This is a genomic window from Mesorhizobium sp. CNPSo 4661, assembly GCF_057784215.1.
In genome coordinates this window covers 57,196-77,815 of sequence record NZ_JBWGIO010000023.1, presented here as the reverse complement: position 1 = coordinate 77,815, position 20,620 = coordinate 57,196, and the positions used below count along the sequence as shown (strand labels likewise).

23 protein-coding genes are annotated in these 20,620 nt (G+C 62.8%); 16 read left to right on the top strand and 7 right to left on the bottom strand.

Annotation, left to right across the window (positions count from 1 at the left end):
* The 6 genes from AC0YKC_RS28765 to AC0YKC_RS28740 all read left to right on the top strand — a co-directional run.
* The coding region (locus tag AC0YKC_RS28765) for a metal-dependent hydrolase (RefSeq protein ID WP_488513522.1) at nucleotides 1-605 on the top strand (605 nt) is incomplete at its 5' end.
* A 270-nt stretch (nucleotides 606-875) separates the two neighbouring features.
* Nucleotides 876-1,457: a hypothetical protein gene (locus AC0YKC_RS28760; RefSeq protein WP_488513521.1), complete on the top strand. Its 582-nt coding sequence runs from the start codon at nucleotides 876-878 to the stop codon at nucleotides 1,455-1,457.
* Between the two features lie 94 nt (nucleotides 1,458-1,551).
* Entirely contained in the window at nucleotides 1,552-1,839 is a 288-nt protein-coding gene (gatC, locus tag AC0YKC_RS28755) for an Asp-tRNA(Asn)/Glu-tRNA(Gln) amidotransferase subunit GatC (protein WP_320295727.1), read from the top strand.
* A gap of 3 nt (nucleotides 1,840-1,842) precedes the next feature.
* A complete protein-coding gene (locus AC0YKC_RS28750; protein WP_488513520.1) occupies nucleotides 1,843-2,301 on the top strand; it encodes a GNAT family N-acetyltransferase in 459 nt (152 codons plus the stop codon).
* On the top strand, nucleotides 2,301-3,866 hold the full coding sequence (locus tag AC0YKC_RS28745) for an amidase (RefSeq protein WP_488513519.1): 1,566 nt from the start codon (nucleotides 2,301-2,303) through the stop codon (nucleotides 3,864-3,866). The genes AC0YKC_RS28750 and AC0YKC_RS28745 overlap by 1 nt, the downstream gene beginning before the upstream one ends.
* A 29-nt stretch (nucleotides 3,867-3,895) precedes the next feature.
* Nucleotides 3,896-4,693 carry a YdcF family protein gene (locus AC0YKC_RS28740; RefSeq protein ID WP_488513518.1) on the top strand — a complete coding sequence of 266 codons (798 nt, stop codon included), beginning with the start codon at nucleotides 3,896-3,898 and terminating at the stop codon, nucleotides 4,691-4,693.
* Here the strand turns inward: AC0YKC_RS28740 and AC0YKC_RS28735 are convergent.
* Nucleotides 4,666-5,385, bottom strand: a complete 720-nt coding sequence (locus AC0YKC_RS28735) for a DUF599 domain-containing protein (RefSeq protein WP_488513517.1) — start codon at nucleotides 5,383-5,385, stop codon at nucleotides 4,666-4,668. The two genes, AC0YKC_RS28740 and AC0YKC_RS28735, sit on opposite strands and share 28 nt — an antisense overlap.
* Before the next feature lie 179 nt (nucleotides 5,386-5,564).
* Between AC0YKC_RS28735 and AC0YKC_RS28730 the strand changes: the two genes are divergently transcribed.
* The 3 genes from AC0YKC_RS28730 (at nucleotide 5,565) to AC0YKC_RS28720 (ending at nucleotide 8,454) form a co-directional block, all read left to right on the top strand.
* Nucleotides 5,565-6,968: an L-serine ammonia-lyase gene (locus AC0YKC_RS28730; protein WP_488513516.1), complete on the top strand. Its 1,404-nt coding sequence runs from the start codon at nucleotides 5,565-5,567 to the stop codon at nucleotides 6,966-6,968.
* An 84-nt stretch (nucleotides 6,969-7,052) separates the two neighbouring features.
* Complete coding sequence (locus tag AC0YKC_RS28725) at nucleotides 7,053-7,490, top strand: DUF1489 family protein (RefSeq protein WP_488513515.1); 438 nt, start codon at nucleotides 7,053-7,055, stop codon at nucleotides 7,488-7,490.
* A gap of 265 nt (nucleotides 7,491-7,755) precedes the next feature.
* Nucleotides 7,756-8,454 carry a J domain-containing protein gene (locus tag AC0YKC_RS28720; protein ID WP_488513514.1) on the top strand — a complete coding sequence of 233 codons (699 nt, stop codon included), beginning with the start codon at nucleotides 7,756-7,758 and terminating at the stop codon, nucleotides 8,452-8,454.
* A 43-nt stretch (nucleotides 8,455-8,497) separates the two neighbouring features.
* On the opposite strand, the gene AC0YKC_RS28715 is transcribed toward AC0YKC_RS28720, so the two are convergent.
* Nucleotides 8,498-9,940, bottom strand: coding sequence for an SPOR domain-containing protein (locus AC0YKC_RS28715; RefSeq protein ID WP_488513513.1), 1,443 nt, complete (start codon nucleotides 9,938-9,940; stop codon nucleotides 8,498-8,500).
* Between the two features lie 287 nt (nucleotides 9,941-10,227).
* Between AC0YKC_RS28715 and AC0YKC_RS28710 the strand changes: the two genes are divergently transcribed.
* From AC0YKC_RS28710 to AC0YKC_RS28690, 5 genes are all read left to right on the top strand, one after another.
* The gene (locus AC0YKC_RS28710; protein WP_320295718.1) at nucleotides 10,228-10,557 is read left to right on the top strand and encodes a phasin family protein; all 330 of its coding nucleotides are present in this window, start codon (nucleotides 10,228-10,230) and stop codon (nucleotides 10,555-10,557) included.
* Between the two features lie 276 nt (nucleotides 10,558-10,833).
* Nucleotides 10,834-11,160 (top strand): ATP-dependent Clp protease adapter ClpS, encoded by a 327-nt coding sequence (gene clpS, locus AC0YKC_RS28705; protein WP_488513523.1) that lies wholly within the window; start codon nucleotides 10,834-10,836, stop codon nucleotides 11,158-11,160.
* A gap of 6 nt (nucleotides 11,161-11,166) precedes the next feature.
* Complete coding sequence (clpA, locus tag AC0YKC_RS28700; protein WP_488513512.1) at nucleotides 11,167-13,632, top strand: ATP-dependent Clp protease ATP-binding subunit ClpA; 2,466 nt, start codon at nucleotides 11,167-11,169, stop codon at nucleotides 13,630-13,632.
* 91 nt (nucleotides 13,633-13,723) lie between these two features.
* Nucleotides 13,724-14,575 (top strand): AzlC family ABC transporter permease, encoded by an 852-nt coding sequence (locus AC0YKC_RS28695; RefSeq protein WP_488513511.1) that lies wholly within the window; start codon nucleotides 13,724-13,726, stop codon nucleotides 14,573-14,575.
* 35 nt (nucleotides 14,576-14,610) lie between these two features.
* On the top strand, nucleotides 14,611-14,922 hold the full coding sequence (locus tag AC0YKC_RS28690) for an AzlD domain-containing protein (protein ID WP_320295715.1): 312 nt from the start codon (nucleotides 14,611-14,613) through the stop codon (nucleotides 14,920-14,922).
* 12 nt (nucleotides 14,923-14,934) lie between these two features.
* Here AC0YKC_RS28690 and AC0YKC_RS28685 read toward each other — a convergent pair whose 3' ends face one another.
* Together AC0YKC_RS28685 and AC0YKC_RS28680 are read right to left on the bottom strand one after the other, a co-directional pair.
* Complete coding sequence (locus AC0YKC_RS28685; protein ID WP_320295714.1) at nucleotides 14,935-15,366, bottom strand: HIT family protein; 432 nt, start codon at nucleotides 15,364-15,366, stop codon at nucleotides 14,935-14,937.
* Between the two features lie 362 nt (nucleotides 15,367-15,728).
* Nucleotides 15,729-16,421 (bottom strand): helix-turn-helix transcriptional regulator, encoded by a 693-nt coding sequence (locus AC0YKC_RS28680; protein WP_488513510.1) that lies wholly within the window; start codon nucleotides 16,419-16,421, stop codon nucleotides 15,729-15,731.
* Between the two features lie 105 nt (nucleotides 16,422-16,526).
* Here AC0YKC_RS28680 and AC0YKC_RS28675 point away from each other — a divergent pair, with 105 nt between their 5' ends.
* Together AC0YKC_RS28675 and AC0YKC_RS28670 are read left to right on the top strand one after the other, a co-directional pair.
* Entirely contained in the window at nucleotides 16,527-16,994 is a 468-nt protein-coding gene (locus tag AC0YKC_RS28675) for a YqfO family protein (protein ID WP_320295712.1), read from the top strand.
* Nucleotides 16,991-17,869: a DMT family transporter gene (locus tag AC0YKC_RS28670; RefSeq protein ID WP_320295711.1), complete on the top strand. Its 879-nt coding sequence runs from the start codon at nucleotides 16,991-16,993 to the stop codon at nucleotides 17,867-17,869. Before AC0YKC_RS28675 ends, AC0YKC_RS28670 begins: the two co-directional genes overlap by 4 nt.
* 252 nt (nucleotides 17,870-18,121) lie before the next feature.
* Here the strand turns inward: AC0YKC_RS28670 and AC0YKC_RS28665 are convergent, their stop codons facing one another.
* From AC0YKC_RS28665 to AC0YKC_RS28655, 3 genes are read right to left on the bottom strand one after another with little or no spacing between them, the layout of a single operon-like run.
* Nucleotides 18,122-19,336, bottom strand: coding sequence for a GNAT family N-acetyltransferase (locus tag AC0YKC_RS28665; protein WP_488513509.1), 1,215 nt, complete (start codon nucleotides 19,334-19,336; stop codon nucleotides 18,122-18,124).
* Nucleotides 19,337-19,391: 55 nt separating this feature from the next.
* The gene (locus tag AC0YKC_RS28660) at nucleotides 19,392-20,120 is read right to left on the bottom strand and encodes a glycerophosphodiester phosphodiesterase (RefSeq protein ID WP_488513508.1); all 729 of its coding nucleotides are present in this window, start codon (nucleotides 20,118-20,120) and stop codon (nucleotides 19,392-19,394) included.
* Nucleotides 20,121-20,128: 8 nt separating this feature from the next.
* Nucleotides 20,129-20,593 carry a RidA family protein gene (locus tag AC0YKC_RS28655; RefSeq protein WP_320295708.1) on the bottom strand — a complete coding sequence of 155 codons (465 nt, stop codon included), beginning with the start codon at nucleotides 20,591-20,593 and terminating at the stop codon, nucleotides 20,129-20,131.
* Nucleotides 20,594-20,620 lie beyond the last annotated feature (27 nt).

Genomic DNA, 20,620 nt, shown 5'->3' with positions numbered 1-20,620 from the left:
GGTGGGAAGGGCCGGCTGAGGGCGTGACCCATGTTCTCCTGACCCACGGCCATAACGACCATGTCAGCGGCGCGGTCGAAGTGCTGAAGAAAAGCGGCGGCATGCTGGTCGCCAATTTCGAGATCTGCATGTTTCTCGTCGGCCAGGGCGTCAGCGGCGACAAGATCAATCCGGGCAATATCGGCGGCACCGTCGATTGCGGCCCTTTCACCACGACCTTCGTCCAGGCGCTGCATTCGTCTTCCTTCGGCGGCGAAGGCGGCACGAACACCTATCTCGGCAATCCGGGCGGGCTCGTCCTGCACTTCCCCGGGGACAAGACGCTCTATCACATGGGCGACACCGACATCTTCTCCGACATGGGGCTGATCAACGAACTGCACGAGCCGAAGATAGGCATCGTGCCGATCGGCGACCGCTTCACCATGGGCGGCGCGGTGGCGGCGCTTGCCTGCCGCCGCTTCTTCGGCTTCGACACCGTCGTTCCCTGTCATTTCGGCACCTTCTCGATGATCGACCAGACCGCCGACAAGTTCGTCGCCGGCATGGAAGGCTCCGGCGTCAAGGTGGCACTGCCGGAAATCGGCAAGGCGATCGAGATCTAGGTCGCTCCATCAGGAATCTGGAACGAAACCATGGCCTTGGGATAGGCTCTTTGCGTTTCGATGCTGGTCGCGGCGACACCCGCGCCGGCCACCGATGATTTGATCTAGGCGTCTATCTGCAATCGGAGGAGCCCTGCCAAGAAGGATACGCTGCAGACCGTGATCGACGCCGGCAACATCGTTCTGTCGGCGCAAGGCCTGGAAAGCGTGGGGTATAACGGCGTTAATTTGCCTTGATCTTAGCCGACCGTCACTAACCTCTGAGACGGCATGGAGATCGGTGTGAGCAGGGCTTTTAGACTGAATGCAGTGCCGGTATGCGTGGTGTTTTTGAGCCTTTTGGAGCTATCGGAACCGGCAATAGCGTGCGCAACGTTTCACGAACGTGATCTGAATTACTTCAGCAATGCCCAAATCGTAGTCCGCGCCAGAATGATATCCTATCAACCAATATTCGATCCCGAACTCCAGGAGCGGCGCCGCCAGTTTCGGGAAGCTCTGAGCAAGAATGGCAATCACCAATCGGCAGACAGCTTATCGGATCGCTCCGTCGACAGCGCTCGTATGAAGTTTGAAGTCAAGGAGACGATTTCCGGTTTCCCCAGATTGGGCGATTGGGAGGCAATTTGGGTAAATTCAACATTTGAAATGGCTGACCAATGGACTGGGCCGGAAAATGTGATCGTAGGTTTGCGCGCCGCCATTGACCGTCACGGAGCGCCAATCATTGAGGTGATACAGCAACCTTGCGCGCCGGTAATGATCCTTGAAGACACCCGAGACAACCGGAACGCGATCACCAACGCACTTCGAGACCAAGGCCGCAGGCACGTTGGCTATGTTTTTCAGTAAGGTCTGCCCCGCTGAAGCGTCAAATGTTGCCCGATATGTTGCGCACGCCACGTCGCGCGGCTATAGCGCGGGCAGGCTTTTCTAAGGTTTCAAAATGTCCGTTGATCTTCAGACCGTGAAGCGCGTCGCGCACCTTGCCCGTATCGCGGTGAGCGAGGAGGACGCCGAGCGCATGACCGGCGAATTGAACGCCATCCTCGGCTTCGTCGAGCAATTGAACGAGGTCGATGTCTCGGGCGTCGAGCCGATGACCTCGGTCACGCCGATGGAGATGAAGAAGCGCCAGGATGGCGTCACCGACGGCAACAAGGCCGTCGACATCGTGGCCAACGCGCCGGCAACGGAAGAGAACTTCTTCCTCGTTCCGAAGGTGGTGGAGTAGGCCGTGGCTGTCGAGATCGCCGTCGAGACGCCTTTGCAGGACGACGTGCGCGCGCTGGTCGCCGAACTCAACTCAACGCTGCTCGAACTGACGCCGCCCGAGCACTGCTATCATCTGACCGTCGAGCAGATGGCGGGCGAGGATACGACGGTGTTCATCGCCCGCGACAATGGCCTTGCCGTCGGTTGCGGCGCGCTAAAGCGTCATGACGATGCGGTCGGCGAGGTCAAGCGCATGTATACGCGGCCTTCGCATCGCGGCCGCAAGATCGGCGCCGAGATCGTCGGACGGGTCGAGGCGCTTGCCCGGCAGGAAGGGCTGAGGCGCCTTGTCCTTGAGACCGGCGACCGGCACCCGGCCGCCTGGACCGTCTATGAGCGCGCCGGTTTCTCGCGTTGCGGACCGGTGCTGGATTATCCCGACTCCGAATGGTCGGTGTTTTACGAAAAGAGCCTTGCCTGATGAGCGACCTCACACATCTCACCATTTCCGAGGCCCGCGCCAAGCTGCGTGGCAAGGAGATCACCGCGGCCGAGATCACCGAGGCCTATCTCGCGGCGATCGATCGCGCCAATCCGGTGCTCAATGCCTATGTGACCGTCACCGCCGACAAGGCGCGCGACATGGCGAAGAGCTCCGATGCCAGGCTCACCAAGGGCGAGGGCGGCGCGCTGGAGGGCATTCCGCTCGGCATCAAGGACCTGTTCGCCACGGAAGGCATTCACACCCAGGCCTGCAGCCACGTGCTGGACGGCTTCAAGCCGCGCTACGAGTCGACCGTGACCAGCAATCTGTGGGCCGATGGCGCCGTCATGCTCGGCAAGCTCAACATGGACGAGTTCGCCATGGGCTCGTCGAACGAAACCTCCTATTACGGCCCGGTCGTCAATCCGTGGCGCCGCTCGCGCCTGCAGACCACGGTCAAGCCAACCATCCATGATGGCGGCGGGGGCTTTGTTGTGCCAGGCGGCGTCGAGCAGAGCCGCACCTACGACAACATGCAGCTGGTGCCGGGCGGCTCGTCCGGCGGGTCGGCTTCGTCCGTCGCCGCCTTCCTTTGCGCCGGTGCCACCGCGACCGACACCGGCGGCTCGATTCGCCAGCCCGCGGCCTTCACCGGCACGGTCGGCATCAAGCCGACTTACGGGCGCTGCTCGCGCTGGGGCGTCGTCGCCTTCGCTTCCTCGCTCGACCAGGCCGGGCCGATCGCGCGCGACGTGCGCGACGCCGCCATCCTGTTGAAGTCGATGGCTTCCGTCGATCCGAAGGACACGACCTCGGTCGACCGCCCGGTGCCGGACTATGAAGCGGCGATCGGCAAGTCGATCAAGGGCATGAAGGTCGGCATTCCGAAGGAGTACCGCGTCGACGGCATGCCGGAAGACATCGAGGCACTCTGGCAGAAGGGTATTGCCTGGCTGAAGGATGCCGGCGCCGAGATCGTCGACATCTCGTTGCCGCACACCAAATACGCGCTGCCGGCTTACTATATCGTGGCGCCCGCCGAGGCCTCGTCGAACCTCGCCCGCTATGACGGCGTGCGCTACGGCCTGCGCGTGCCCGGCAAGGACATCATCGACATGTATGAAAAGACCCGCGCCGCCGGCTTCGGCCGCGAGGTCAAGCGGCGCATCATGATCGGCACCTATGTTCTGTCGGCCGGCTATTACGACGCTTACTACCTGCAGGCGCAGAAGGTGCGCACGCTGATCAAGCGCGACTTCGAGAACGTCTTTGCCGCCGGCGTCGACGTCATCCTGACGCCGGCGACCCCGTCGGCTGCCTTCGGCGTCGCCGACGAAGACATGGCTTCCGATCCGGTCAAGATGTACCTCAACGACATCTTCACCGTGACCGTGAACATGGCGGGTCTTCCCGGCATTTCCGTGCCGGCCGGCCTGGACGGCAAGGGCCTGCCACTCGGCCTGCAGCTGATCGGCCGTCCGTTCGACGAGGAAACGCTGTTCCAGACGGCGCAGGTCATCGAAAGGGCCGCGGGCAAATTTCAGCCGGAAAAGTGGTGGTAGCGTCGTCCCTCATCGAGCAAAGGTGAGGGATGTTCTACTACCTTTCGAAAATATTCTGGTTCTTCATCCAGCCGGTCAACCTGGCGATCTTCCTCCTGCTCGCGGGACTGCTGGCAGCGCTCTTCCGACGTCGGCGACTGGCCGCGACGGGTAGCGTGGTTGCTTTCCTGATTCTGGCCCTCTCGGCCTGGACATCGGTCGGGGCAATGATGCTGACGCCGCTGGAAGAACGTTTCCCCAAGCCGCCATTGCCGGAAAAGGTGGATGGGATCGTCGTGCTCGGCGGCGGCTTCGAAGGCGCCATCAACCTGGCGCGCGGCGGCTATGAGTTGAACAGTGGCGGCGACCGCATGGTCGAGACCGCGATCCTGGCAAGGCGCTTGCCCCAAGCGAAGATCGTCGTGTCCGGCGGCAACGGCTCGCTTTTCCTCGACGGCGAGGGCGATGCCGATACGGCGCCGCGGCTGCTCGGCGCGCTCGGCGTTTCGGCCGATCGCCTGATTCTCGAGGACAAGTCCCGCAACACTTACGAGAACGCGGTGTTCTCGCGAAAGTTGGTCGAGCCGAAGCCGGGCGAGACCTGGCTGCTGGTCACCTCGGCCTTCCACATGCCGCGCGCCAAGGCGCTGTTCGACAAGGCGGGCTTTGCGACCATTCCGTGGCCGGTCGACTACCGCACGTCGGGCAGGGAAAGCGTCGGTTTCTACCGCGACAATCCGGTCGACTCGATGCAAGCGACCACCATCGCGGTGCGCGAATGGATCGGGCTTTTCGCCTACCGGCTTTCAGGCAGGATCGATCAGTTCTTCCCAGGACCGGGCGGCTGACCGAGCACCGCCTGGCGGGCTGCGGAGAAGAACTGGCGGCGCACCAGCACGGCCAGAAGCACCAGCGTCGACATCACAAAAACGACCGGATCGACGAACCAGCCGAGATAGCCGATCGAGAAGAAGACGGCGCGCAGGCCGGAGTTGAAGTGCTTGCCGGCGAGCACGTTCATGCGCGTCGCCCGCCACACCGCCGTTTCGCTGATCGGGTTGCGCGAAGCCGGGCCATGCGGGGTAGGCACCGCGCCGATCAGGATCGAGCAATAGTTGAATAGCCGGTAGGCCCAGCCGAATTTGAAGAAAGCGAAGGCCAGGATAAGCACCAGGCCGAACACCTTGGTCTGGAAGGCTTCGCGCGACGAAGCCGCACCGAAGGGCAGTTCGGCCAGAACCTCAAGCACCCGGTCGGATGCGCCGAGCAAGGCAAAGCATCCGCCGAGCGCGATCAGGGAGGAGGAAGCGAAGAAGGCGGTGCCTTGCTGCAGGCCGCCCATGATGGCGGTGTCGACGATGCGGATCTCGCGTTCGGCCATGTTGCGCATCCAGGCCTCGCGCTGGGCGTTCATCGCGGTCGTCAGCGAGACACGGCTGACCAGCCTGCCGTCGGAGGCGAGCGTATGCAGCACCCAGACGGCCAGGAAGAAGGCCAAAGCCGCCAGATCTGCGGTCGAGAGGTGGAGTGAGTCGCCCATGCGTTCTTGTAACACAGGCCGAGCCGGGGCTTCGACCGGTGCCCGGGTTGCCGCATGGCGATGTCGCTGGCGGAGCAGACAAGGTCGGCAGCCGCCGAGCCGCGACATGCAAAACAGCGGAAACATCCCGGGAATTCCTATATGTAAGTTTCGAGCAGCCCTCGGGAGACAACGACCCAGTGTTCCTTTCGGTTTTCGACCTGTTCAAGATCGGCATCGGCCCGTCGAGTTCGCACACGATGGGACCGATGACGGCCGCGCGCCGGTTCCTCGACGAGATCCTGGCCGGCGACTGGCCACGGCCCGCCGGTGTCACGGTCGATCGTATCGGCGCCAGCCTGCACGGCTCGCTCGCTTATACCGGCATCGGCCATGGCTCGGACCGCGCGGTGATCCTGGGTCTCGCCGGCCAGACGCCGCAGACGGTCGACCCGGATGAGGCCGACGGCATCGTCGCCCGCATCGGCGCGGACAAGCGCATTTCGCCGCCCGGGCATCCGACCTATAGCTTCGATCCCGCAAAGGATCTCGTGCTCGACCGCAAGACACCGCTGACCGGCCACGCCAACGGCATGGCCTTCTATGCCTATGACGCATCCGACCGGCTGCTGCTCAAGCGCATCTACTATTCGATCGGCGGCGGTTTCGTCGTTTCCGAGGAAGAGCTGCAGCGCATGAAGGCCAAGGGTTCGGTGACGACCCAGGGCAGACGAGTGCCGTACCCGTTCAAGAACGCCGTCGAGATGCTGGCGATGGCGGCAAAGAGCGGGCTTTCGATCGCCGAGATGAAGCGCGCCAACGAGGAAAAGCACATGTCGCGCGAGGAGCTCGACGAGGGCCTCGACGCGATCTGGGGCGCCATGAAAGGCTGCATCGACCGCGGCCTGTCGCAGGACGGCATCATGCCCGGCGGGCTGAAAGTGCGCCGCCGCGCGCGGCAGCTGCACGACAAGCTGCAGGAACAGTGGCAGCAGAACCGGCCCAATCCCTTGCTCGCCAATGACTGGCTGTCGATCTACGCCATGGCGGTCAACGAGGAGAACGCCGCCGGCGGGCGCGTGGTGACGGCGCCCACCAACGGCGCTGCAGGCACGCTGCCCGCGGTGCTGCGCTACTGGCTGCATTTCCACCCCGAAGCCGATCAGCCGAGCATCCGCGACTTCCTGCTGACGGCCGCAGCCGTCGGCGGCATCATCAAGTCCAACGCCTCGATCTCGGGCGCGGAGGTCGGTTGCCAGGGTGAGGTGGGTTCGGCTTCGGCCATGGCAGCCGCAGGGCTGTGCGCCGTCATGGGCGGCACGCCCGAGCAGGTCGAGAACGCCGCCGAGATCGCGCTCGAGCATCATCTCGGCATGACCTGCGATCCGGTCGGCGGCCTGGTGCAGGTGCCCTGCATCGAACGCAATGCGCTTGGCGCGGTGAAGGCGGTGACGGCGGCCTCTTTGGCCATCAAGGGCGACGGCACGCATTTCGTGCCGCTCGACGCCGCGATCGAAACCATGCGCCAGACCGGCCTCGACATGAACGAGAAATACAAGGAAACCAGCCTCGGCGGTCTCGCGGTCAACGTCGTCGAGTGCTGAGGCCTCACCGAGACTCCGGGCTGGCCCTGTGGAGAAGTCACTCAAGGCGTTGACGCGTCAAGCCTTGCGGCTGAATCTTGGAGCATGGCCCTTAATCTCCTAAAGCTCTGCGTCGGCTGCGACAGCGTCGAGGACCTCGAAGAGTGGATTGCCTTCCGCCTCGACGAGCGGCGACGCGCCGGCGAGCCGGCCGAGCACTGGCACACCACTCGCATGGTGCCAACGCGCGGCGACGAGATCACCGATGGCGGCTCGCTCTATTGGGTGATCAAGGGCAGCGTGCAGTGCCGGCAACTGATCACCGAGATCAGGCCCTTCACCGACGCTGAAGGTATCGGTCGCTGTCATCTGGTGCTTCATCCTGAGGTCGTGCGCACCGACTGGCAGCCGCGCCGCGCCTTTCAGGGCTGGCGCTATCTCAAGCCCGCCGATGCGCCGCCCGATCTCGGCAAGGGCAGGGCGGCATTGGCCGAGATGCCGCCGAAGCTGAGGCTTGAACTCGCCGAACTCGGTCTGCTCTAGGGCGTGTTGATATTCAGGTGATGCCGGCCTGCAAATGCCGGCTTCCTGCGCTTCCGGTGCTCACGTACTTTAAGTACGCTCCGCTCCGGTTCTCGGAACCCGCCATTTTCGGCTCGGCCTGACCTGAATCTCAACACGCCTTAGCGCGGCTTTTTTACCGCCCGCGGCGCTGGCCCTTCGGCTCGGCCGGTGTGGGACTTGCAAGCGCCGGACCTTGGTCCCATCCTATTTCTATGCTCGGTCGTCCCTATGGTGGTGCTAATCGATGGGCGTGATCCTTGCTTTGGCAGCGGTGCTCGTGGTGCTTTTCGGCGCCGCGATGCTCTTTGTGCGCGCGGATGCGGGAAGGATGGCAGACAGTCTGAGATCGCTTGGGCCTGCCCTCCTGGGGCTGGTCGGCGCGCCCATGCTGGTCTTCGGCCGCAGCCTTATCGGTGGACTGCTTTTGCTCGCGGCGCTGGCCTGGGTCGGCTGGATACGCACCAGGCGGCCTCCGGAACGCGCCGCCGCGTCCAGACATTCGACGGTGCGCACCGCGGCGCTTGAAATGGACCTCGATCATGACAGCGGCAGACTCGAGGGGCTCGTCCTGGCCGGGCGCTATGAAGGCAAGATGATTGGAGCGATGGGGCTGACGGATCTGCGCCAGCTTTATGGCGAGCTCAGCCCCGATCCGGAGAGCCGTCAGCTCCTAGAGACGTATCTTGACGGCCGTTTTCCCGTCTGGCGCAAGGACGCGCAGCCGCACGGTGGCGAAGGGTTGGGTGTTGCGCCAGGTGCGGGCGCCATGACTAAGGAGGAGGCCTACAAGATCCTTGGTCTTGAAGCGGGGGCTGCCGCGGCGGATATCCGCAAGGCGCACCGCCGCCTGATGCAACGCCTGAACGCCGACGTCGGCGGCACGTCTGTCCTGGCGGCGCGGATCAATGAAGCCAAGGACGTCTTGCTCTCCAATCACGATTAGTCTCCTTCGACGCCGGTACCTTCCGGGAGATTTCAACAACCGCCTATTGCTGGACGGCGTAGCACGAGATTTTCTTGCGCTTCAGGGCATCGCAAGCCTTCCAGGCGGCGTCCTTCGAGCCGAAGCCGCCGAAGCGGGCGCGGTAGTAGGTGGCGCCGTCCTTGTCGAAGGCGACGGTGAAGCCGGAAGCGTCGGCCAGGATCCCCGGCGCCTGCTTGGCGGTCTGATCGAGGAGGCTCTGAGCCCCCGATTTGGTGGGCGAGGAGGCAACCTGAACCACCCAGCCGGACGGCACCGACGACGTCTTGACCGGATCGATCGCCGGCGCGGCCGGCGCGGGCTCGGCATAGGCGGTGACGACCTGGGGCGAGGCGTCCTGTGCCTTGGGAGCCGGCGCCATGGCGGCCACGGCGACCGTCTTCACCTTCTTAATCTTGACCACGGGCTTGGTCTCTTCGGCGACCTGCTGGGCGTCGTCCTGGACATCATCGGCAGCGGCAACGGTGTCGTCGGCCGAGGCCACGACAGTGTCATCCGTTGCCGGCTTGGCGTCCGGCGTCGGCGCGTCATGCTTGGGCAAGAAGACCTTGGCCAGCGTCTTGATCGGATTGTCGTTGCCCTTGGCAATGAGATCGCCGCCGCCGCGCGTCGAGGTGCGCGGCAGATAGGTGTTGATCAGCGCGGCCATCTGGTTGTCGCGGCTGCGGCCCGAAGCGCCGCCCATCACCACCGCGACAAGGCGGCGGTCGCCATCGGCGACGGAGGAGACGAGGTTGTAGCCCGAAGCGCGGGTATAACCGGTCTTGATGCCGTCGACGCCCTTGATGCGGCCAAGCAGACGGTTGTGGCCATTGATGCGCTGGCGGCCATACAGGAACGAGCGCTGCGAGAAATAGCCGTAATATTGCGGGTAGTGCTCACGCAGCGCGATGCCAAGCATCGCCATGTCGTGCGCCGTGGTGAACTGGCCGGGGTCGGGCAGGCCGTTGGCGTTGCGGAAGACGGTGCCGTTCATGCCGAGCTGACGCGCCTTGGCCGTCATCATGCGGGCGAAATTGTCTTCGCTGCCGCCGAGCATTTCGCCGAGCGCGGTGGCCGAGTCGTTGGCCGACTTCGTTACGATCGAGAGAATAGCGGTCTCGACCGGAACCGAGCCGCCGGGGCGAACGCCGAGCTTGGTTGGCGCCTCGGCGGAGGCATGCGCGGAAAACGGAACCGGCGTGTTCTTGCTGATCCTACCCTTCGCCAACGCCTCGAAGGTCAAATAGAGCGTCATCATCTTGGTGAGCGAGGCGGGATAGCGCCGGCCGTTGGCGTCGGCCGAATAGAGCACCTTGCCAGTCTTGGCATCGACGACGATGGCCGAGGACCTTGCGGCCATCGCCGACGCCACGTCGGCGACGACAACCGTCACCGCGAGCGCGGCGATCATGATTGCCTTGAGGGAGAAAGATTTGGAGACCAGCCCCGACAACGCCTGACGCACCGCTACTACCCTGAATTTTCGTTGCCCCGGAGACGGCTACGGGAGTGCCTGCCTCGCTTCCGGCCAAGCTATCGCGGGCAGCGTTACCAATCCGTTTATGGTAACCGCCGCGTTCACTATTTTTCGGCAAATCGAGCCTCTCTTTAATCGAATTTTACCGGCCGCCGGCGCTGGACCCCCTGCTTACCAAGGGGATTCTTGACTTTTGTGCATCGCACAATATATTGAGGTGCATTGCACAAGGGCGCCCGGGGCAAAAAGGGCGTTTCAACCAAGGGAAGTATGAAATGACCCAGACCTATGAGGACTTCACGAAATACGGCAAGGAGTTTGCCGACACCGGGCTGAAGAGCTTTGCCTCGCTCACCAAGGGCGCGCAGGCGATCGCCACCGAAGCCGGCGAATACACCAAGAAGAGCTTCGAGGCCGGCAGCGCCGCCGTAGAGAAGCTGTTCGCGGCCAAGTCGGTCGAGAAGGCCATCGAGATCCAGACCGATTACGCCAAGCAGAGCTATGAGAGCTTCGTGGCCGAAGCCAGCAAGATCGGCAATCTCTATGCCGAGCTCGCCAAGGAAGCTTACAAGCCTTTCGAATCAGTGGTCGCCAAGGCGAAGTAATTTCGCCCGATCACAGCCGATACGGCCATCAGGCCTGCGGAAGGACCCGGTCGCGGAAACGCGGCCGGGTTTTTTCATGCGCGATCGCAACCCGATGCACCTTGCCGCATTCACGATTGAGAAATTCGCTGAGGTTTGCCCACCTAGCCATATTGTCAGCTAAACAGAAGGGCTTAAAATCGTCCATCGAGAACCTACATGTTGAACTCGCATGAGGATTCGAAAAGGCTGGACTACGTGACGATCGGTTTGACTGCCACGGCAGGCGTGGTGCGAATGCAAAGTGACGGAGACCGCAACGATCCCGGTCGCGGCACCGCTGTCATCACGCGCAGCAAAACCAAGACCAAGAAGCCCAGTCTCTACCGAGTGCTCATCCTGAACGACGACTACACGCCGATGGAGTTCGTCGTTCACGTCCTGGAACGGTTTTTCCAAAAGGACCGCGAGGCCGCCACACGCATCATGCTTCATGTTCACAATCATGGAGTGGGCGAGTGCGGTGTCTACACATTCGAGGTGGCCGAGACCAAAGTGTCCCAGGTCATGGATTTCGCCCGACAGAATCAGCATCCGCTGCAATGCGTGATGGAGAAGAAGTGAGGTAACATGCCGGCTTTCTCCCAAGGCCTGGAAAAGGCGCTACATCAGGCGCTGACATTCGCCAACGAGCGGCATCATGAGTATGCGACGCTCGAACATTTGCTGCTCGCCCTGATCGACGACACCGAGGCGGCCGCCGTCATGCGCGCCTGCAACGTCGATCTCGATGAGCTCAAGCACACCGTTCTGACCTATATCGACACCGAGCTCGACAACCTCGTCACCGGTTACGACGAGGATTCGAAGCCGACGGCGGGCTTCCAGCGCGTGATCCAGCGCGCCGTGATCCATGTGCAGTCGTCCGGTCGCGAGGAAGTGTCCGGCGCCAACGTGCTCGTCGCCATCTTCGCCGAGCGCGAGAGCCACGCCGCCTATTTCCTGCAGGAACAGCAGATGACCCGCTACGACGCGGTCAACTACATCTCGCATGGCATCGCCAAGCGCCCCGGCGCTTCGGAATCGCGCACGCCGCGCGGCGCCGAGGACGAGCAGGGCGGCCAAAACGGCGCCGAGCCGCAGGAGGAAAACGGCAAGAAGAAGCAGCAGGACGCGCTGACGGCCTACTGCGTCAACCTCAACAACAAGGCGCGGGCCGGCAAGATCGACCCGCTGATCGGCCGCGACAGCGAGATCAACCGCACCATCCAGGTGCTGTGCCGCCGTTCCAAGAACAACCCGCTCTATGTCGGTGACCCGGGCGTCGGCAAGACGGCGATCGCCGAAGGGCTGGCCAAGCGCATCGTCGAAGGCGACGTGCCGGAAGTGCTGCAGGACGCCACCATCTTCGCGCTCGACATGGGCACGCTGCTCGCCGGCACCCGCTATCGCGGCGACTTCGAGGAGCGGCTGAAGCAGGTCGTGAAGGAGCTCGAGGATTATCCGGGCGCGGTGCTGTTCATCGACGAGATCCACACCGTGATCGGGGCGGGCGCCACCTCGGGCGGCGCCATGGACGCATCGAACCTCCTGAAGCCGGCGCTGTCGTCCGGCGCCATCCGCTGCATCGGCTCGACTACCTACAAGGAGTTCCGCCAGTTCTTCGAGAAGGACCGCGCGCTGGTGCGGCGCTTCCAGAAGATCGACGTGAATGAGCCGACCATCGAGGACGCCATCGAGATCATGAAGGGCCTGAAGCCCTATTTCGAGGAGTTCCACAAGGTCCGCTACACGAGCGAGGCGATCAAGGCTTCGGTCGAGCTGTCGGCGCGCTACATCAACGACCGCAAGCTGCCGGACAAGGCGATCGACGTGATCGACGAGACCGGCGCCTCGCAGATGCTGGTGCCTGAGGCCAAGCGCAAGAAGACGATCGGCATCAAGGAGATCGAAGCGACGATCGCCACCATGGCGCGCATCCCGCCGAAGACGGTTTCGGCCGACGACGAGAAGGTGCTGCAGGGCCTCGATATCGAGCTGAAGCGTGTCGTCTATGGCCAGGATACGGCCATCACCGCGCTGACCTCGGCGATCAAGCTGGCGCGCGCCGGCCTGCGCGAACCGGAGAAGCCGATCGGCTCCTACCTGTTCTCAGGTCCGACCGGCGTCGGCAAGACCGAAGTCGCCAAGCAGCTTGCCGCCTCGCTCGGCGTCGAGCTGATCCGCTTCGACATGTCGGAATACATGGAACGCCACACCGTCTCGCGGCTGATCGGCGCGCCTCCCGGCTATGTCGGCTTCGACCAGGGCGGCCTGCTGACGGACGGCGTCGACCAGCACCCGCATTGCGTGCTGCTGCTCGACGAGGTCGAGAAGGCGCATCCGGACCTGTTCAACATCCTGTTGCAGGTGATGGACCACGGCAAGCTGACCGACCACAACGGCAAGCAGATCGACTTCCGCAACGTGATCCTGATCATGACCACCAATGCGGGTGCGTCGGATGCGCAGCGCGCGGCGATCGGCTTCGGCTCGACCAAGCGCGAAGGCGACGACGTCGAGGCGATCAACCGGCTGTTCACGCCGGAGTTCCGCAACCGTCTCGATGCGATCATCCCCTTCGGCTCGCTGCCGGTGCCGGTGATCCATCAGGTGGTGCAGAAGTTCGTCATGCAGCTCGAGGCCCAGCTCTCCGAGCGTGGCGTCACCTTCGACCTGTCGCCGGACGCGATCGCCTGGCTGGCCGACAAGGGCTATGACGAGCGCATGGGCGCCCGTCCGCTCGGCCGGGTCATCCAGGAGCACATCAAGAAGCCGCTGGCCGATGAAGTGCTGTTCGGCAAGCTCAAGAAGGGCGGCACGGTGCGCGTCACCGTCGAGAAGAAGGAAACCGGTGAGTCCGGCCTGAAGCTCGAATCGCTCGCCGACGAGTCGCCCGTGCAGCCGAAGAAGGAAGAGCCGGAAGACGCGCCGAAGCCGAAAAAGGCGGTGGCCAAGAAGCCTGCGCCCAAGAAGGCGATGGCGCAGAAACCGGAGCCGAAAGGCAAGGACGGCAACAAGCGCAGCCTGGTGCCGCAACTGCCGCGCAAGGGCTGATCCGCCTTATCCCGAATTGCAGAAAAGCCCCGGCGACGGGGCTTTTTTGTTGCAAGGAAAGACGTGGAAATCGGCTGGATTGTCCTCAACGGTGCGCGTGGCCGATGTCCTCCAACCGCCAACAGATTTTCCTGGATCAATGGAAAGGCGATGCGCCGCCTTCGGTGCGGTCGCATCCTATGGCCGCACATGCTATGGCCGGCACATGTCGACTTGGATCTCGGACGCCACAGCGCCTCGTTCCACCTGGTTCCTGCGTGGTGTCCGCGCGGCCTTTTCCCTGCCTGGCCTGATCCTCATCAGCTCGTTCATTGGCTTTGCCGCCTTGGCGAAAGACGCCGGGGTCACGGTGGCACAGGCCGCTTTCATGACCGGAACGGTGTGGGCGCTGCCATCCATGGTCGTGCTGGTGGGCGCGATCGCATCGGGAGCGGCGCTGCCGGCGGCGATGTTCGCCGTCACGTTGTCCGCCATACGTCTGATGCCGATGGTGATGGCGCTGGCACCCGAGATGCGCACCGGGAAAACCCGGCAATGCGTGCTCTATCTCCTGGCGCATTTCGTGGCCGTGACCTCCTGGGTGCTGGCCATGGAGCGCCTCAAGCGCGTCCCGCCTCAAATGCGTACGACTTACTATGCCGGCCTCGGCGGCGCGCTGGTGACGACGAATGTCATCGTCGTGACCGTCGTCTATGCAGTGGCGGATGCGCTGCCGTACGCCGTTTCGGCGGCGTTGCTGATGTTGACTCCGATGTATTTCCTGACCTCGTTGTGGGGGTTCGCACGCGAACGGGCTGGGCATGTCGCAATGGTCCTGGGCCTCGTCCTCGGACCGGTCTTCCACATAGTGTTGCCGCAGATCGATTTGCTGGTTGCCGGGCTGATCGGCGGCACGGTCGCCTATGGCTTGCAATTGCGGCGGCGCAAGGTGCGCGCGGCGTGAGTTACTTTTCTAGCGGCGCCTGGTGGTGGCCATACATGTTCATTCTCGTCGCCGGTTTCGCCACGACGGACATCTGGCGCTTCCTTGGTGTCTATCTTGGCGGCAAGCTTTCCGAAGATTCAGACCTGTTGGTACTGGTTCGTACCATGGCGACGGCGCTTGTTGCCGCCGTCATCGGCAACCTGGTTGTCTTTCCAGGCGGCGCGCTTGCGCACACTTCGCTTGGCTTGAGGATAGCGGCGGCGGCCCTGGGTTTCGTCTCCTATCTGGTGTCGGGAAAGCGCATGGTCGTCGGCATCGCCACAGCCGAGTTTCTGCTGCTGGCCGGACTTTATCTGAACTTTTGATTTCGCCTGATCTCAGCCCGCTAGAGCCGCGCGGATCTTGCCGGCATTCTCGGCCAGCACCTCCGGCTTCTCCATCTGCCCGGAATGCGGCTTGAGCGGCACGCCCTCGAAGCGCGGCACGACGTGGACATGGAGATGGTAGACGGTCTGCCCGGAAGCCGGTTCGTTGAACTGCATCAGGGTGACGCCATCGGCGTTGAAGGCCTTTTTCACCGCGACCGCAACTTTCTGCACGACGCCGAACAACGGGCCGAAAATTGCCGGGTCAGCGTCGAGCATGTTGCGCGACGGCGCCTTGGGCACCACCAGCGTGTGGCCTATGCCTTGCGGCATCACATCCATGAAGGCGACCACAGCGTCGTCCTCATAGACGCGGTGCGAGGGGATCTCGCCGCGCAGGATTTTCGCAAAGATGTTGCCGGGATCGTAGGCGGCTTCGGCCATGGCAGGCGCTCCGGATCGTGCTGACCCGCCTCGTGTAGCGAAGCCGCCGCCGTGCGGCAAGGCAAGTCGAGGGCATAGCGCTTGGTTTCCCGCTAACAACGCCAAGGGGGAACGAAGCTGGGACGGCATCGCCCGCCGCAAGGGCGAAGGGAAAGCAGCCGGGGCGCCAGCCTCTCGATATGACGAAGGTCGATGCTGCGATGAATCTGGTGAACGCCGAAATGTCGCCGGTGGCTGCTGCCAAACAGCTAAATCTAGGCCGCTCGACAATCTATCGGGAAATGCGCCGACTGGGGGGTTAGTCGAGCCGCTTGACGCCGGCTAAATCCGTCTTGCGGATCGCGTGCCCTTATCGAGGACACTCAGAAGGCAGAGAACAGTTGATGACGGGCTTGCCACTCGGATCGCAGGCGCTCTCTCTCACCTTTGAACAGGTTGTCTGTGGCTATACAGGCACTCATCCGGTCGACTCGGAAATGTCGGAAATCCTTCCGCAATTCGCACCACGCGGCAAGGACGATATTGTCTACGTAATAGACGAGCGCCAGCGGGCAGACGATGCGCTCGCTGCGCCGTGCCTCGGCATCCTGATAGTGAAGATGTAGTTTTCGCTCTTCCCTTATGCTCTGTCGCAACACGCGGCATTCGACCGCCGACGGAGGAATGGCGTTCCAGTGCGAGACATGCAGCGGCGAGCCTTCGATGTGGCTGTCGGCCGTGCTCGGAAGAACGGCGGCAACCTTGTGGCCAACGCGTGACGCCGCCGCCAAAAGATCGGCATCGCCGGTACGTCCGATCAGCGACAGGCCGACCACGATAGCCTCGACCTCCTCGGCCGTGAACATGAGCGGCGGCAAGTCGAAACCCACCTCCATGACATAGCCGACGCCGGCCTCCCCTTCGATGGGAACCCTCATGCCTTGCAGAGCAATGATGTCGCGATAGATGGTCCGCTGACTAACTTCGAGAGCGCAAGCGATCTTGCCCGCTGAGACCGGCGCGGTTGCGCGCCTCAGAATCTGGATAATCTCGAACAGCCGGCTTGAACGGCTCATCGTGGCGCTCCTGCAAACAATCGACTTTTATCACTTTGATGCTGACACAGGGTGTCAGCAGAAGGTCGGCTATTTTGACGATCATCTGTCTAACGGGAGAAACCGATGGTCGATCAGGAATTTGCAACAAAATCGGTGCGGATGGAGCGCTTATGCCTGCTGACGTTCCAGGCGCCGGCTGATGATGTGGACCGCATCATGGAGGCGGTGGTGAAAGTCACGCCGCTCGCCATGGGAAACTACGACAGCAATGCCTACCAGTCGGGGCTCGGTACCGAACGATATCGGCCGCTCGAAGGCGCAGTGGCTGGACCGGAAAGCGAGATACGCAAGCGTCCCGGTACAGTCGAAATATCGTTCGAACTCCCGGACGACCAGAAACTCATCCAGCAGGTAGTCGAGACTATCTTCCAGACCCACAGCTACCAGGAACCGGTCATCAGGGTCTGGAGCATTCTCACCAGCCGATCCAAGGGCCTTGACGACAGCGCTAACTCGAACCGCTGGTGGAACACGACCGGCGACTGGAAAAAGAAGGCTTGCGAGCCGAATAAGAACACACCCCAGGAATGAGCACCACCGAATATCGGCTCGGCCTGGTGCTGGTCACGGCATCGGCCGTGGCCTGGAGCACAGCAGGCTTCTTCACCAGGCTAATTCCGCTGGATAGTTGGACCATGCTTGCTTGGCGCGGCATCTTCGGCGCAATCGGCATAGCGGTCGTGTTTATCGCGATGCAGCGCAGGGACGCGTGGCGAAGCGTCAAAAACATGGGTCGGCCCGGGTGGCTGTTCGCTATTGTCTCGGCGATTGGCATGGTTTTCTTCATCACCTCGCTTCGGCACACCACGGTCGCTCACGTCGCGGTGACCTATGCGACGGTGCCGTTCATCGGCGCTGCTCTGGGCTGGCTGGTGATGCGGGAAAGACCGTCAAAAAATGCGATCTTCGCCGGCCTTGCTGCTTTGGCAGGCGTTGCCCTGATGGTTGGCCTCGGTGCTGACGGCAGTTTGTTCGGGGATCTCATGGCGCTCGGCATGACCTTTTGCTTGGCTGCGATGATGGTGATTGCGAGACAGTTTCACAACATTCCCACCATGCCAGCCGCCTGCCTCTCGGCCCTACTGAGTGGCTTGGTCTGCTGGCCCTTCGGAGAGCCATTCGCCGTCTCTGGGCAAGATCTGTTCGTCTTGATGCTATTCGGCCTTGTGAACTCGGCAGCCGGTCTCGCTCTATTCACACTTGGCGCGCGGATGCTGCCGGTGATCGAAACCGCGCTGATAGGCTCCCTCGATGCACCGCTGGCCCCACTTTGGGTTTGGCTCGCGTTCAACGAGATACCCAGTATCAGCACGCTTGCGGGAGGCCTAATCGTGTTTAGTGCCGTTGGCCTCCATATCTTGGTCGAAGCGAGAAGGAAGGAAGCGGTCGCTCCACTCCCTGACTGAGAAGCAAGCCGAGTTCCCTGGACCTCTGAACTGAGAAGTTCAGGATAAAGCTCACGGTTCTCGATTTGATCTGCCTTAGCGTGTTTGGCGGGAACCAACGCTATGCCCTCAAATCACCATCACCGCCTCGACAAGGCGCGGTGAAAGCGCCTTTCTCGGTCGAGGCTATCTCGAAATAGGCTGCTGGCTGCTCCCTCAAAAAGCTGCGTGTGTGGCGAATTCTGGATCGAACGGCAGTCCTACGGCCTCAAGCTATTCCTGCACATCCTTGCGGAAGGGCGTGTGCTCCTCGAGATACTCGCCCATGCGTTCGACCTCACGCCGCTCGCGCCTGAGATAGTCGGCGACGGCGTTGCGCAGACCGGGGTGCGAAATGTAGTGCGCCGAATGCATGGTCACGGGCCGATAGCCACGCGCCAGCTTGTGCTCGCCCTGCGCGCCTGCCTCCACCACCTTCAGCTTGCGCTCGATGGCGAAGTCGATCGCCTGATGGTAGCAGACCTCGAAATGCAGGAAGGGGTGGTCCTCGACGCAGCCCCAGTTGCGCCCGTAAAGCGCGTCCGAACCGATGAAGTTGATGGCGCCGGCGATGTAGCGGCCGTTCCGCTTGGCCATCACCAGAAGAATGTCGTCGGCCATGCGCTCGCCGATCAGCGAGAAGAACTGCCGGTTGAGATAGGGCCGGCCCCATTTCCTGCCGCCGGTATCCATATAGAAGGCGAAGAAATCGTCCCAGGCGCTTTCGGTGAGATCCTTGCCGGTCAGCCAGTCGATCGAGATGCCGTCGGCAAGCGCCTCGCGGCGTTCCTTCTTCATCGCCTTGCGCTTGCGCGAGGCAAGCGTGGCGAGGAAGTCGTCGTAGCTCGAAAAGCCTTCGTTGAAGAAATGGAACTGCTGGTCGGTGCGATGCAGGAAGCCCGCCGCTTCCAGCGTCGCGACGTCGGGCTCGTTGGCGAAGGTGACATGCGCGGAAGAGACGCCGAGCTTGTCGGTCACGAGTTTCAGGCCTTCCGCCAGTCCGGCTCTCACGGCACCTTCATTCTCGCCTTTGCTGACCAGCAGGCGAGGGCCGGTGACCGGCGTGAACGGCACCGAGCATTGAAGCTTGGGATAGTAGCGGCCGCCGGCGCGCTCGAAAGCGTCCGACCAGCCATGGTCGAAGACGTATTCGCCCTGGCTGTGCGATTTGAGATAACAGGGGACGGCGCCGAGAAGCCTGCCTTGCGCCGTTTCCAATCTGAGATGATGGCCCTGCCAGCCGGTGCGCCGCACAGCGCATCCGGAATCTTCCAATGCGCTTAGAAAAGCGAATGAAACCAGTGGGTTGTAGCCGTTTTCTTTGTCGCTGCGCGTGGTTCCGGCAAAGCCGTTCCATTCCTCGCAGGTGAAGGCGCCGATACCCGCCGCGACGCGGACCGCATAATCCGCGTTCGCTGCCCGTCCATCGTCTTCGTCACCCTGATCCATGGGGCTTATTTAAGCTTCGCCAGGTTAGCTACAAGTCACGTTTGAGGCACCCGGCTCAAGCGACCTTCACCAGGCCAGGCTCGAAACCTTCGAAGGTCATCTGGTCGGCGTATTTGAAGGTGAGGTCGACCGCCGGCTGGTCGTGCACGGTCCATGTGATGACCGGCATTTTCAGCTTTTCGCGCACGAAGCTGACGAAGGGGTTGGGCAGATCGCCGGCGGCGTACGAGGTGAAGGCGAGGTCGTGCGCGAGCATGGCGAAATGCGCCTCGATCAACTGGTTGTCCCTGCCATAGGCGGTCAGCCCGCCGGGAATGCCAGGGGCGTCCTTGGCGAAGTCGCGGATCAGCCAGTGATCGAACGACATGATCGCCACCTTGCCCTTGTAGCGCTTGAGCAGCCGGCCGACGCTCGCCACCAGCCCGGCATCGTGGCCGGGAACGCCTTTCAGCTCGACCACCAGCGGCACGCGGCCGTCGATCAGCTCGAGCGCCTTCTCGAGCGTCGGCACGTGGTCCTTGGTGCCGCCGATCTTGAGCGTCGCCAGCTCGGCCGCGGTGCGTTGCCAGACGAAGCCGTCATGGCCGGTCAGGCGTTTCAGATCGCCGTCATGGATGATGACCGGAACGCCATCCGACGAGATATGCACGTCGCATTCGATGGCATAGCCGCGCTCGACCGCCGCGGCGAAGGCCGACAGCGTGTTTTCCCAGCGGGTCTTGTTCATGTCGTGGAAGCCGCGATGCGCGACGGGCTGCGCAATCAGCCAGGACAGATCGGTCATCTTAGGCCTCACTCGACTTCGAAGATCGCTTCGATCTCGACCGCGGCGTTGAGCGGCAGCGAGGCGGTGCCGACGGCGGAACGGGCGTGCTTGCCCCGCTCGCCGAGTGCCGCGACCAGGAAATCGGAGGCGCCGTTGGCGACAAGATGCTGTTCGACGAAATCCGGCGCGGAGGCGACGAAGACGGTGATCTTGACCACGCGCCTTATTTTTTCGAGATCGCCGAGGGCGGCCTTGGCCTGCGCCAGGATGTTGATGGCGCAGAATTTCGCACCTTCCTTGCCGGCTGCCGTGTCGATGTCGCGGCCGAGAAGACCGCTTGCCTGCAGCTTGCCGTCCTTCAGCGGCAGCTGGCCGGCGGTGAACAGCGTGTTGCCGGTGCGGCAATAGGGTACGTAGTTGGCGGCGGGCGCGGCGGCGGCCGGAAGGGTGACGCCAAGATCGCTTAGCCGCTTTTCGATTGTTTCGCTCATTGGTTTTCCCTATTGCTGGAAGACGCC